The 13,295-nt window shown below is 50.3% G+C and carries 14 protein-coding genes; 7 read left to right on the forward strand and 7 right to left on the reverse strand.

Annotated elements, in window-relative coordinates; genetic code table 11:
- Positions 1–6: 6 nt before the first annotated feature.
- Entirely contained in the window at positions 7–828 is an 822-nt protein-coding gene (locus tag KIU71_RS11075; RefSeq protein WP_214131334.1) for a thioredoxin family protein, read from the reverse strand.
- Between the two features lie 339 nt (positions 829–1,167).
- Between KIU71_RS11075 and KIU71_RS11080 the strand changes: the two genes are divergently transcribed.
- Positions 1,168–1,776: a glutathione S-transferase family protein gene (locus KIU71_RS11080; protein ID WP_214131335.1), complete on the forward strand. Its 609-nt coding sequence runs from the start codon at positions 1,168–1,170 to the stop codon at positions 1,774–1,776.
- Positions 1,773–2,135: an MliC family protein gene (locus tag KIU71_RS11085; protein WP_214131336.1), complete on the forward strand. Its 363-nt coding sequence runs from the start codon at positions 1,773–1,775 to the stop codon at positions 2,133–2,135. Before KIU71_RS11080 ends, KIU71_RS11085 begins: the two co-directional genes overlap by 4 nt.
- Positions 2,136–2,173: 38 nt before the next feature.
- Here KIU71_RS11085 and KIU71_RS11090 read toward each other — a convergent pair whose 3' ends face one another.
- Both KIU71_RS11090 and KIU71_RS11095 read right to left on the reverse strand, forming a co-directional pair.
- On the reverse strand, positions 2,174–3,754 hold the full coding sequence (locus tag KIU71_RS11090; RefSeq protein WP_214131337.1) for a cisplatin damage response ATP-dependent DNA ligase: 1,581 nt from the start codon (positions 3,752–3,754) through the stop codon (positions 2,174–2,176).
- Positions 3,754–4,794, reverse strand: coding sequence for a ligase-associated DNA damage response exonuclease (locus tag KIU71_RS11095; protein WP_214131338.1), 1,041 nt, complete (start codon positions 4,792–4,794; stop codon positions 3,754–3,756). The genes KIU71_RS11090 and KIU71_RS11095 overlap by 1 nt, the downstream gene beginning before the upstream one ends.
- Before the next feature lie 68 nt (positions 4,795–4,862).
- Between KIU71_RS11095 and KIU71_RS11100 the strand changes: the two genes are divergently transcribed.
- Positions 4,863–5,486, forward strand: a complete 624-nt coding sequence (locus KIU71_RS11100; protein ID WP_214131339.1) for a tRNA-uridine aminocarboxypropyltransferase — start codon at positions 4,863–4,865, stop codon at positions 5,484–5,486.
- Positions 5,487–5,498: 12 nt separating this feature from the next.
- Here the strand turns inward: KIU71_RS11100 and ppiC are convergent, their stop codons facing one another.
- Positions 5,499–5,777: a peptidylprolyl isomerase PpiC gene (gene ppiC, locus KIU71_RS17840; RefSeq protein WP_315853281.1), complete on the reverse strand. Its 279-nt coding sequence runs from the start codon at positions 5,775–5,777 to the stop codon at positions 5,499–5,501.
- A gap of 169 nt (positions 5,778–5,946) precedes the next feature.
- Between ppiC and KIU71_RS11110 the strand changes: the two genes are divergently transcribed.
- The 4 genes from KIU71_RS11110 to KIU71_RS11125 all read left to right on the forward strand — a co-directional run bounded on the left by KIU71_RS11110 (position 5,947) and on the right by KIU71_RS11125 (position 10,310).
- Positions 5,947–6,444, forward strand: a complete 498-nt coding sequence (locus tag KIU71_RS11110; protein WP_214131341.1) for a GNAT family N-acetyltransferase — start codon at positions 5,947–5,949, stop codon at positions 6,442–6,444.
- Positions 6,445–6,521: 77 nt separating this feature from the next.
- Positions 6,522–8,897 (forward strand): ligase-associated DNA damage response DEXH box helicase, encoded by a 2,376-nt coding sequence (locus KIU71_RS11115; protein WP_390881856.1) that lies wholly within the window; start codon positions 6,522–6,524, stop codon positions 8,895–8,897.
- Positions 8,898–8,917: 20 nt separating this feature from the next.
- Entirely contained in the window at positions 8,918–9,640 is a 723-nt protein-coding gene (gene pdeM / locus KIU71_RS11120) for a ligase-associated DNA damage response endonuclease PdeM (protein WP_214131342.1), read from the forward strand.
- A 145-nt stretch (positions 9,641–9,785) separates the two neighbouring features.
- On the forward strand, positions 9,786–10,310 hold the full coding sequence (locus KIU71_RS11125; protein ID WP_214131343.1) for a GNAT family N-acetyltransferase: 525 nt from the start codon (positions 9,786–9,788) through the stop codon (positions 10,308–10,310).
- A 225-nt stretch (positions 10,311–10,535) separates the two neighbouring features.
- On the opposite strand, the gene KIU71_RS11130 is transcribed toward KIU71_RS11125, so the two are convergent.
- Genes KIU71_RS11130 through folM form a run of 3 tightly spaced genes read right to left on the reverse strand, consistent with a single transcriptional unit; the run spans position 10,536 to position 13,239 of the window.
- Positions 10,536–11,438: a carbon-nitrogen hydrolase gene (locus KIU71_RS11130; RefSeq protein ID WP_214131344.1), complete on the reverse strand. Its 903-nt coding sequence runs from the start codon at positions 11,436–11,438 to the stop codon at positions 10,536–10,538.
- A complete protein-coding gene (locus KIU71_RS11135) occupies positions 11,425–12,474 on the reverse strand; it encodes an agmatine deiminase family protein (RefSeq protein WP_214131345.1) in 1,050 nt (349 codons plus the stop codon). The genes KIU71_RS11130 and KIU71_RS11135 overlap by 14 nt, the downstream gene beginning before the upstream one ends.
- A 57-nt stretch (positions 12,475–12,531) precedes the next feature.
- Positions 12,532–13,239: a dihydromonapterin reductase gene (folM, locus tag KIU71_RS11140; protein WP_214131346.1), complete on the reverse strand. Its 708-nt coding sequence runs from the start codon at positions 13,237–13,239 to the stop codon at positions 12,532–12,534.
- Positions 13,240–13,295 lie beyond the last annotated feature (56 nt).

A 13,295-nucleotide genomic window follows, 5' to 3' on the forward strand; every position in this document is an offset into this window, starting at 1 on the left:
TGATCTTTATTGCGAAGCGTCGTCAATTTCCCAACTGAACGGCCCATAGTCAGGAAAAGGCATCGCCTTATCCGGCTCGCTGAGGGCCGATTCGTAGCGGGCGATGATATCTTTTTGTAGTTGGATTCGAAATTCATAGAGCTCGTTCGACAGTGCACGTAATTGACTGAGATCTTCTGGATCATTTTCAATCGCGTCACGCAACATCGGGCTAAGCTTGGCCAGCCCGGTAAAGAGCCGTTCAGTGGGTTGCTTGCTGAGTGAAAGCAGCCTTTCACGTGTCTCTTGAGGTAGCGCTGAATCACTGTGTGCGTTTTCTCCCACGGTGGCAAAGTAACGCTGGTATTCTTCTTGACTAACGCTGTCTGCCTGATTCCATAGGGGCATGCTTGAGCGATTAAGTAACACGTGGGAATGCGGGTCAATCACCATGACGGATGGAGTGGCAAAGTAGCCGGGGTAACCAAATTGTTCGGTGAGCCAGCGGAGGTCGTTGTAGTAGGCCACATCGACAAACAGCGTTTCGAATCGCGCTGTGATAATTGAGTGAAGGGGGTCTGATGAAAACTGCGCGGCTAATCCGCGACTATCGTGGCACCACTGAGCGCCAAGCACCAACAACAATAACGTGTTATCTTTTTGCGCAGTGGTTATCGCTTGATCGACCAAGCCCTGAAGATTGTCTTTTGTCTTGAAAATAAACTCTGGCTTTACCGTGCTGGCATGCTGGTCGATTGTATCGCTGGCGCTGTGCGCGTGCAGTGGCATCAATAGCACTGCACTCAACAGGGCAATGTGCGCATAGCCGTGCTTAGCGGAGCAACGCATAGAGCACATGCAAAGCCAGTGGATCCGATTAAAAAAATTGCGCATAGAGAGCTTAACTTGATGACATTTGAAACAGGTTACCATGAAAAACAAATCATCAACCAGAACCGGTCGATTTTTATCGGTATCCAGAAAAGGCGATTGCTGATGAGTGAAACGATGCTATTGTTTTATCGTTGACAGTCATGAAATTGAGCGTATTGGTTAATATATGCCCTCAGATTTACTCACCATTAACGAGGAAACTAATATGCAAGAACACTCGAAAAGTAGCCTGGTTTAGCTTAGATTAGGCGCGTCAGTTTCCATTTAGTCATCGCAAACAATCAAGGTTGCCCTATGTTGCTTTATGATACCCACACTGCCCCAACTCCCCGACGTGTACGCATATTCTTGGCCGAAAAGGGCATTGAAATTCCGATGCAACAAGTCGATCTGCCATCGGGCGACAATTTATCTGCCGAAATGCGCGCCAAAAATCCCATTGGAAAAGTGCCAATACTGGAGCTAGATGATGGCACGTGTATCAGTGAGTCTGACGCGATTTGCACATACTTTGAAACGCTGCATCCTGAGCCTCCTCTGATGGGAACAACCGCGATCGAAAAAGCGCAGATCCACATGTGGGCTCGGCAAGTTGAATTTGGTTTGTTCATGCAGGTGGGAATGTGCTTCCAGCATACGACAGGTCATTTTAAAGATCGCATGACACCGGTTCCTGAGTATGGGAAAGAAGCTGGCATCAACGCCAAAAAATTCATGTCAGTACTGAACCGACAGCTCGCTAAAAGCGAGTTTATTGCGGGTGACCAATTCACATTACCCGATATTATTGCTCTGTGCGCTATTGATTTTGCGCGCGTTGTGAAAATAAGAATCGATGAGAAACACAGCGATTTGCAGCGCTGGTACAACGCCGTCAGTACGCGCCCGAGTGCTTCTGCGTGAAGGTTCTGAAGCGACATGTGAGGGTGCTTGCGCCTTTGCTCGTGATTGCTGCAATGAGTGGCTGCTCAAACCAGCCGCGCACTGAGTACTACTGTGACAACGGTGAGCGAGCGGGTGTGATATACCTGAGTGAGGCTGCAGGGTCAGGTGCCATTCTACATTATCAGGGGCAGGATTATGAGATGTACCCAACGCGCACGGCATCTGGTGCAAAATATGCCACTGAACAAGGCCTATCGCCAGAGGAGGGGCTGATATGGTGGACGCAGGGAGAGAGCGCCATGTTGATGACAATGATATTGGATCACACGGTGTCGGCAGAGGATTACCCGATGATTGCTCGTTGTGAATTGCTGTAGCACAGCAGGCTAATCAGTTCATCATTCGCCGCTCGCGTCTAACCAATAAGCGCAGCAACAGTCGTCACGCTGTCGGCTTCGGCGGCTGGTTTGTCCCAGCGGATCCGCTTGATACGGGGAAAGCGCAATGCAATACCCGATTTATGTCGACTTGACGAATGAGCTGAGTCAAAAGCCACTTCGAGCACGAGCGCTTTTTCCACTTCTTTAACGGGCCCGAAGCGCCCTACCGTGTGCTGTCGTACCCAGCGATCGAGCTGCTTAAGTTCTTCGTCAGTAAAGCCCGAATACGCCTTACCCACCGGCACGAGTACAGCTTCCTGCCACACACCGAATGTGTAGTCAGAATAGTACGAAGACCGTTTCCCGTGGCCGCGTTGCGCGTACATCATCACCGCATCAATAACGAACGGTTCCCGCTTCCATTTCAACCATTGGTTGGCTGGGCGACCCGGAGTGTAAACACTGTCTCGACGCTTCAGCATTAAGCCTTCCACCGCGTTTTTGTCGCCATCGGTGGCCTGCGTGCGCAGTTGGCGTAAGGCGTCTGGCGAGTCGGCTTTAAGTTGATTGGATAGCAACAGTCGCTGATCGTTTTGCGTGTCGAACCAGCGTTCCAACGCTTGCCGTCGGGTCGCAAGTGTTGCCGTACTGAGATCATCACCTTCAATCGCCAACGCGTCATAGATAACCATGCCGGCCGGTGATCCCGTCTGCAGTTTCTTACTCGGCTTCTTTTTGTTCAGACGCTGTTGTAAATCATTGAATGTACCGATGACGCCATTATTGATAATTAATAATTCGCCATCGAACACGCCGGTGATGTTTAGGTCGGTAAGCAGATCAGGAAAGCTCGCTGAGATATCGTCGCCGGTACGAGAAAACAGCGCCATCCCTTTCGGTGTGCTCACCAATTGAACCCTAATGCCATCGTACTTCCATTCTATTTGCCAGTCATTCAAATGCAGCTCGTCAAGCTGACTCTCATTTAGCGGGTGCGCTAACATAACCGGATGGAACGTCACTTTGTCCGAAACGTCAGGCTTCTCGGCGCGGCCTTCCAGCCAGGCAAGCAATTCGGTGTAAGGGGGCTCTATGCCGTGCCACAGTTGCTCCAAAACCGTCACATCTTGCCCACCGTAATCTGCCAGTATCCGCTTGATCAGGCGTGCTGAAACACCAACTCTTAATCCACGTGTACCGAGTTTAACCAGCGCCCAGCGCTGCGCAGGGGTCATTTGGTTGAGCAATGAAACGAGATAGTCGCGGGTTTGTTGCTTATCCGCTTGTTTGAATGTATTGACCACTTCCGACAATGACGGTAACGATACTTCCTTTTCTGAAGCGGCGTTAGGCCATAGGTGCGCAACAGTTTCACTCATTTCGCCCACATAGTCGTAACTTAATTCAAAGAGCACCGGATCGGCACGCTCAAGGATCAGCGACTTAATCAATGCACGCTTGAATAAGTCAAAATTGAGTGTACCGGCCAGCGCCGCGATGGCCCAACCACGGTCAGGATCGGGCGTATCTCGCAAGTACTCATGAATAACCGCAGTTTTGGTGTTTTTGCTGTTGGTGAAATAAAGCCGCTCAAGCAACGCGGAAAATGCTTCCATTAATCACTATCCTCGTCTTCGTAACCAATCAACGACAGTGCTTGCGCGCTATACCCCATTTTTTGTGCCTGATAGACCAGCGCCTGCTCGCGACCATGAGTTACCCACACCTCTGGCGCATTGATTTGTTCTATTGTTTGGAGTAACTCGGGCCAGTCACAATGGTCTGAAATAATGAGCGGCAACTCAGCGTTGCGCTGCTTTGAACGCGCCCGTATCTGCATCCAACCTGATGCCATGGCGGTCAGAACATTCGGCAACTTGCGTGACCAGCGGTCGTTAAGTGCTGAGGGAGGCGCAAGCACGATCTCACCTGCCAAAGATTGAGTATTTTCAACGTCATTGACGGCAATAAGCCCACCTAATTCAATACCATGCTTAGCATACAGTTCACACATTTTCACTAAGGCGCCGTGCAGGTATATCGGTTTATCGTACCCAAGCTGACGCAGCGCCAGAATCACGCGCTGACATTTGCCCAGCGCGTAGACGCCAACGAGGTGACATCGGTCGGGGAACAGCGCGAGCGAGTTAATCAACTTTGCAATTTCATTTTCGATAGGTGGATGTTCAAATACCGGTAGGCCAAATGTGGCTTCTGTAATGAATACGTCCGCCGGCGTCACTTCAAATGGCGCGCAGGTAGGATCGGGTCTGCGCTTATAATCGCCAGAAATCAGCAGCCGTGAACCCGCATACTGGAGCAATGCCTGCGCCGACCCCAGTATATGACCCGCTGGATAAAACGTCAGCGTGACCTGCTGTTTAGGAGAACACTGTGGATTCAAACACAACGGCTGATGATAATCTAACGCCACTGAGCGGTGCCAGGCGCTATCGGTGTAACGCAATTGCATGATGTCTAGGGTTGCCGGTGTTGCATACACCCATTGATTGCCGGGCCGAGCATGATCCGCATGGCCATGGGTTACAATAACCCGGGGAACGGGCTTGTGCGCATCGATAAACACATCTGCGGGTTTGCAATACAACCCTTCTGGTCGTGTTTCCATCCACTCGCGCGGGTGTAAAAAGGTCATCGTGATTGCGTCAGCCTCTCTATAGATTCATTATACCGCTTCGTTACACTTAGGTAGCTAGTTACGCAATGAGTTCACTAATGGATCCTGACAATGAAGCTTTATCGACTTGGCGTGAAGTCTGTCCGGCATGCCGCTATCCACGAAAAGTCTGCATTTGTGCCGATATCGAGCCGGTCAGTACGACAGTATCGGTGAGTGTGATGCAAGATCCAAGCGAAGTGAAGCACGCGAAGAATACCGCCCGATTGATACCCTTATTGATGAGGAGTGTGCAACTCACCACTGGCATACTGCCAAGCGATTTTAAGCCAATTCGTGAGCGAGTTCAGCGTAGTCAACGGTCGCTGGTTTTGTTTCCGCAAAGCCGGGCCAAACCTGTGCAAGACTTTGCCAATCTGGCCGTTAGGGTTGATCACCTCATTTTACTCGATGGCACGTGGCGCAAAGCCAAAAAACTGTGGTTGAACAACCCGTGGTTGCACGCGCTCGACTGCGCGATTGTCACAACCGGTAAAACGGAATATGTGATGCGTAAAGCGCCGTTCAACGGCACGCTGAGTACGTTGGAGGCTGCAGGTATTGCGCTTGGCGTTATCGACGGCACACCCATGTTACCGTTCAACAGAGCCTTAGCGGCCCTTCAGCAGCGATGGTTTGCGTTCGCACCTGAGCCGCATAACACACCGTGATACATGCCGGTGTCAACGCCGATATAACGTCTTGATTAAGTGGTAACCGAAGCGCGTTTTAATCGGGCCATGGATCACCAGCACGTCTTTCTTAAACACCACATCATCGAATGCTTTGACCATTTGACCACGACGAAACTCACCCAGATCACCGCCTCGTTTACCCGAGGGGCATATCGAATGTCGCTTTGCCAGTGCCGCGAAGTTCTTGCCTTTCTTCAACTGCTCAAGCAGATCATTAGCCTGCTTTTCCGTGCGAACCAGAATATGAAGCGCAGAGGCTGTAGCCACACTCACTCCTATGAACCAAAAAGTGTGTAGAACGTAATGATACGCGAATTTGAGGTCTATATTCGCGAAGAATTTGATAGTCTTGACGCACAGACTGAAGTCTGATGAAAGAATCAGCGATAAACAGGGCTTCATTTGGGTAAAGCCCTAAGTCAAAAGGATTGAAAAGATGCAGGTAGATTTTAAGATTGCGGATTATCGTGATCCTGTTCATGCGGACGCCGTTTTCACCCTGCTTAACGCCTACGCGCGCGACCCCATGGGCGGCGGCGAAGCGCTAGCAGATGATGTTCAACAGCGTTTAATTGCCACATTGATTGAAACACCTCATGCCTTCTCTGTGTTGGGTTGGATGAAGACTGAGTCGGAAGAGCATTCTCCCGTTGCGCTGGCCAATTGTTTGATGGGGTTTTCAACGTTCAAAGCAAAACCGTTAATCAACATTCATGATTGTTACGTTGCCCCTGAATGCCGTGGGCAGCATGTCGGTCAACAGCTATTACATGAGATAGAATTGATTGGTCGAGAGCGCAACTGCTGCAAAATCACTCTTGAGGTTTTGCAGGGAAATGTGCAAGCGCAGGGAGCTTACCGTAAGTTCGGTTTTGCTGAGTATGGTCTCGATCCTGCCTCAGGCAGCGCCATGTTTTGGGAAAAAGCGTTATAACTGACTCACTTCTCCCCCCCGTGTTCGACCGCTGGTTTCAACAGCGCGGATGGTCGTTGCGTTCCTATCAAGCGCATATGCTGGCGGCCTTTCAAGCACAGCGCTCAACATTGTTGATAGCGCCGACAGGGGCAGGGAAAACGCTCAGTGGGCTCCTACCCAGTCTGGTTGATTTGTATCACACGCCGACAACGGGATTGCACACGCTGTACATTTCACCGTTGAAGGCACTCACTCACGATATTGAGCGAAATCTGATACAGCCAGTCGCCGATATGCAGTTAAACATCAGTATTGAAACCCGCACTGGCGATACACCCAGTCATAAGCGTCAACGGCAACGTAAAAAGCCACCGAATATGCTGCTGATCACGCCAGAGTCGCTAATGTTAATGCTTAGCTACGCCGATGCCGACAAGCTGTTCGGTAAAGTCAAAGCGGTCATCGTGGATGAAGTGCATGCTTTTGCTCATGGCAAGCGGGGCGATTTCACCGCGCTCATTCTGGCGCGGCTGCGCTATTATTCCCCGCAGCTTGTCACCTTTGGCCTCTCGGCAACCATAGCAGAACCGGAATTGCTAGGAGCCTGGCTGGGACCGACGGGAACGCCTGCGGATATCCACAGAGTGAATAGTGATGTGCTGCCAAATATCAACATACTGCCGAGTCAGGCACGCATCCCGTTTGGTGGCTTTATGGCCAAGTATGCCGTGCCGGAAATTTACGCAGCTATTCAGCGCGTTAACACGTCACTCATTTTTGTGAATACACGTGCTCAGGCTGAGCTCATGTTCCAGTTTTTATGGGAAGCCAATGACAAAGCGTTGCCTATCGCCATCTATCACGGCTCGTTGAGTAAAGAGCAGCGCCGCAAAACAGAAAGTATGATGTCAACCGGGCAGATCCGCGCGGTGGTCACGACGTCAGCATTAGAGCTTGGGATTGACTGGGGGGATGTTGAGCTGGTGATCCAAGTAGGAGCGCCGAAAGGTGTAAGCCGCCTGCTACAACGAATTGGCCGCAGTAATCACCGCATGGATGAACCATCGGAGGCGCTCCTAGTGCCAGCCAACCGATTTGAGGTGCTGGAATGCAAAACGGCCATTGATGCAATTGCACGGCAGCAACTCGATGGTGAGCCCTTGCATAGCGGCGCGCTTGATGTGATCCCGCAGTTCATTTTCAATTGCGTGTGCAGTGAGCCCGCAACACCAGAACAGATCTACCAGCAATTGTTGGAAGCGCCGCCCTACTGTGGTCTGTCTCGCTTGCTATTTGACGCGTTGTGGCAATTTACCGTGGATGGCGGCTATGCGCTACAAGCCTATGACCGATATAAACGATTGGAGAAACAAACTGATGGAACCTACAAACCGGCCTCTCGGCGGGTTATTCAGCGACATCGGCAAAACATTGGAACCATTGTTGAAGCGGGTAGGCTCAAGGTAAAGCGTTTACGCCGAGCGCATCAAGGTAAAGTGATCGGTGAAGTCGAAGAATATTTTGCGCAGACTCTGGTCAAGGGCGATACCTTTCTGTTTGCCGGTGAAGTGCTTAAGTTTGAAGGTATTCGTGACATGTTTTTGGAAGCCAGCCCGAGTCAAAAAGGTGAGCCCAAAATACCCAGTTACGTGGGCGGACAGATGCCACTGTCTACCTTTCTGGCAGAGGGCGTGAAAGCGCTACTTGCTTCGCCGGACGAATGGGCAAAGCTGCCCCGTGATGTGCTGGAATGGTTAGAACTGCAGCGCGCTTTTTCCAAACTCCCAACGCCGGATTCTATCTTAATTGAGCAATTTCCTTTTCGTCAGGCGCAATACACGTTGTTCTATACCTTTGATGGCCGGAAAGCGCATCAAACGCTGGGCATGTTGCTAACGCGACGCATGGAAAAGCTGAAACTCAAGCCTTTAAGCTTTAGCATCACGGACTATGGTTTATCAATTTGCTCGCTAAAACCGATTTTACCAGAGCATATCCAAAGTCTGTTCAACCCAGATATTTTGGGCGATGAGTTGGAAGATTGGATGCTGGAGTCACCGATGTTAAAGCGTTCGTTTCGACGGGTTGCCATGGTGAGTGGGTTGATTGAGCAGCAGTATCATGGTCAGCGAAAAACCATGCGTCAGGTCACCTTTAGTACAGACCTCATTTACGACACCTTGCGTGAATACGATCCGGACCACGTTTTATTGCGCGTGACCCGGCAAGATGCTGAACGTGAATTGCTCGATCTAAGCCGATTAGGTGATTTACTGATCCGCTATGTGGGAAAGACAGATTACGTTGCGTTAGAAAAGGTGTCCCCTCTGGCGATACCTATCGTGCTGGATGTACGTAGCGAAGCTGTGAAAGGGGCTGGCCGAGAGGCACTTCTTGAACAAGCGAGCCTGTATGCAGAAGCTCAGGACATGATGGAAGATGTGCGCCGATTACTTGAAAGTCAGCAGTAACCGCTTAGTGTGAGAAGTTTATGAACAATATCGCTAACGCCTTTTCAAGAGCAATGCAACGTGCTGAATCACGCCATGCCGTACCGATTAAATTTGCGGGCAATACGCTTTTCGTTGATGGCGCAGGCTGCCTGTTCTGGCCGGCACACGATATGTTGATTGTGTCTGATCTTCATTTTGAAAAAGGTAGCTACTTTGCTGTGTTAGGTAGCCCAGTGCCGAATTATGATTCGCGTAAAACCCTGCAGCAATTGGCTCATGTGATAAAAGCTTACCAGCCACGTCATACGGTGTGTTTAGGTGATAGTTTTCATGATCAGCGTGCATGGCAGAGACTTGATGAAAGTTTAAAAGTCACGCTACGTGACTTGATTCAACAATCAGATAGATGGACGTGGATTGTTGGCAATCACGATCCAGAGCTACCTGAGGCGCTGAGTGGCGAGGTGGCACATACTTTAGTTTACGAAAACGTGCTGCTGAGCCACGAACCAGAGTGTCCCTTGCCTGCGGGCGCAGAAGCGCAAATATTCGGCCACTTTCATCCCAAATTGAGCTATAAAGTGGCACGCCAGAGACTGACTGGCAAATGCGCTGTGTACCACGAACACAGGCTGATCATGCCCGCCTTCGGGGCTTATACCGGTGGGTTATCAATCGATGACCCGGCGATTACTGAGTTAGTGCCGAAGCTAAACCGACGTGCAGTGCTGCTTTATGCCGACAAAGCGATACCCCTTTAGCTGAGGCTGAGCTCTGCCCGTTCTACGCGTAACTCTCTCAACCTATTATCTCGGCGACTCAGGTTGTCGTCTATTTAGCTCATCGTCGCCTCCTCGGATGTATTACACTGACGATCAATCGAGAAATCCCAAATTGGGCAGCTTTATGGCGTCATTCAACACCGACTACAACATCGTATTACCCACGCGTGAGCTTGAGGCGAGTTACAATGCTTATATCGTCGAGCTTGGCGATGAAGAGCGGTATCCGTTTGTGATGGACTTCGAGCAACAACCGTTTCAGAGTCTCATCACCCGACTTCAGGATTTGGCCAGTGGTAAAGTTGTGCCAGAAGGCGCTGTTGTCAATCACACTTACTGGCTGGTGGAACAGGAAGAGTTGGTCGGCGTTGGCAATGTTCGACCTAAACTCAATCCCGCCATCGCGCGCATAGGTGGGCACATCGGTTTTGGTATTCGACCTCGCTATCGAAATCAGGGGTTAGGCTCATACTTTTTAGCTCAGCTGGTTGAGAAAGCACGCGAGCACGGCGTGTCACCCATTCATCTGCACTGCCATGCAAGTAACACTGCGTCCAGTAAAGTGATTGAATCGGTGGGTGGTGAGCTTGAATCGCACATTGAGGACGCACACCAAGGCGTTATTCGCCGGTATGTTGTTCACGCGTAAATGACACACCAACGCTAACGGCTGCTAGTGCACACAGTATCGACAAAGCGGGCTTTGCGAGAGTACGATATGGGGATACGACTCGCCGAACTCGCGTTTAGTCATGCCGTGCGTCATGACAAAATTCACATGATGCGCTCGATTTGAAGGTGCAGGACCCTACAGAACTGTGGGAACAAGTTGCTACTGGATAGTCAGTTGCCCCCACTTTCGGCGCTAACCGCGTTAATCGCGCCAGCGCTTTGTTAATTCATCATAGGCGTCGATGCGTCGGTCTCTGAAATAAGGCCAAATGCGTTTTATATCTTCTGTGCGGCCTAAATCCAGCTCAACCATAAGCGTTTGCTCCTCATCCACGCTAGCTTGAGCTAATACTTCCCCTTGTGGCCCTGCGATGAAGCTTTGCCCCCAAAACTGAATACCCACGTTAGGATCATCAGGAGACGCTTCGAAACCAGTGCGGTTTGCCACCACCACGGGCACTGAATTAGCCACGGCGTGAGAGCGCTGTATAGTGTGCCATGCACCGTGCTGGCGATGCTTCTCGGCGTCATCATCATTCGGATCCCAGCCAATTGCTGTGGGATAGAACAGAATATCTGCACCTGCCATAGCCATTAAACGCGCAGCTTCGGGATACCATTGATCCCAGCAAACCAGCACACCAAGTTTACCTACAGAGGTTTCAATCGGCTTGAAGCCCATGTCGCCCGGCGTGAAATAGAACTTTTCATAAAACCCCGGATCATCGGGAATATGCATTTTTCGATAGATACCGGCCATTTCTGTGCTGCGGTCAAAAACAACTGCGGTGTTATGGTACAGACCGGAAGCGCGCTTTTCGAACAGTGATGTGACCAACACGATATTCAGTTCTGCCGCTAACTGGCCGAAAAATTCAGTCGCTGCACCCGGGATCGGTTCAGCTAAATCAAATGCGTTTACATCTTCGTTTTGACAAAAATACAGCGTGCTGTGTAGCTCTTGAAGTAACACACATTGGCAGCCTTGACTGGCAAGTTGCCGTACCATTTGAGCGCTTTTCTGCCAGTTCTGTTGCTTATCATTACCAGCAACGGATTGTTGAACTACGCCAATTGAAAGCGTTTTTGAATTATTGGTTGGCATAATCAGTCACTCCTTGTTGTAACAGCGCTACGATATCTGAGCGCAAAGTATGTTGCGGTATCTGCATTGTCACACAATGCAGACTGCCAAATTGCTGTACCAAGGGTAAGCAGTTCACTGGAACAATGGCGTGATCAGGGTACGCGGCAACCAAAACTTCCAAGGCTTGCTGGTCTTCCGGCTGCTGATAAATGGGACAAATCACGGCGCGATTGCAAATCAGATAATTTGCATACGACGCAGGTAGCCGCTCACCATCACCGTTGACAATGAAGGGTAACGGCAGTTCAAAAATATCGTGGTCGGGCAATGCACGTTGACATTCTTCCACTAACGCACCGAGTCCTTCACAGTGATCGTCTTCTTTACGATTAGCGCAAGACTGGATCACCAGCCCCTGCTGTGGTGTAAAGCGCACCAACGTGTCGATGTGCCCGTCGGTATCATCACCTTCAAGATGGCCATTTTTTAAAATAGATACTTTATCCGCACCTAAATGGCGCTCAAGCGTTTCCTGATAGGCAACAAGACTGAAGTCTCCATTGCGCTGCGGATTACTTAAGCACATTTGCGTAGTGAGCAAATGTCCTTCGGCGTCAATTTCTAATGCACCGCCTTCACAAACGATGGGAATGCTTACCAGCGCTTGCTGACAGAGTGGGGCGAGATAGCGTTGGTTAACCTGATTATCTAAGCGCGCATCAAACTTGTTACCCCAGCCGTTAAACTCAAATTCGACCGGGTAGCGCACTCCATCCATTTCGCAGGTTAGAAATGCATAATCTCTGGCCCAAGTGTCGTTAAACTGTGCTTCAACCAGCAAGACATTGGCGTTTTCCTCAAGGCGACGTTTAATGTCTTGATTATCGCCTTCACGATGCAGGAGGATAACACTCGCCCCTGCGGCGTTAATGGCTGAAATCAAAGCGCTGTAGGTCACTTTGACCTCTTCAAGCCACGGTGCCCAATCGGTATTCTCATTTGGCCAAGCCAAAACAATCGCGTCTACTGCGGCCCATTCCGGGATCAATCGCATAAAGTGTGTGCCCAAATTACTGTTTGGACCAATTATACAATGTGAGCCATCGTTCGGCTATTTCAGATGGCGTCCGCCGTTAAGGTGCAATGTTTGGCCCGTAACATATTGGCAACGCAGCAGGTACTCAACGGCCAACACGGCTTCCTGCGGGCCGGGGCAAATCTCTAAAACAGACTTTTTAAGCGCTCTTGTTCGGTATTCCTGCGAATCATGTTCGTTAAACATCACCAATGCGGGAGCGATGCTGTTCACTTTTACCTGTGGAGCAAACTTTGCGGCAAACGATAACGTAAGATTGTGTAGCGCCGCTTTACTAGCAGCGTAGGCTATATGTTTTTTACTGCCTTTCTCCTGCACATAATCGGTCATATGGATAATGTCTGCTACGCCCTCTGAGGCGTCGAGAAGGTCAGCCAGTGCAAGATTGAGCTGGTAAGGGGCAGAGGCATGCACTTGCATCATTTTGTGCATGAGTTGGCCATAGTCATCGGTATCAGCCTCTTGATCCCAGTCAGAGGCGTTGTGAATAATGCCGCGCAGTGAATGGGTTTCCGATTTGATCGCAGCGATTGCTGCCTCGATGCCTTGTTGGTTCGCAAAATCAGCATGGATCGCTACCGCTCCGGCAGCAATTAAATGATCCACTGACGGTTTTTTGCGCCGGTATGTTATAATCACTCGCTGATTATTGGCGAGAAGTGATTCCGCAACGGCAAGGCCGAGTCGTTGAGCGCCGCCGGTAATGAGTATGGGTGCAGTCAAGAAAATTTCCTTTCAGGTAAAAATGAATGTGCCGGGCCGTGGGATGTGATGGTGAC

The sequence above is a fragment of the Alteromonas oceanisediminis genome, assembly GCF_018474025.1.
Lineage (GTDB): Bacteria > Pseudomonadota > Gammaproteobacteria > Enterobacterales > Alteromonadaceae > Alteromonas_E > Alteromonas_E oceanisediminis.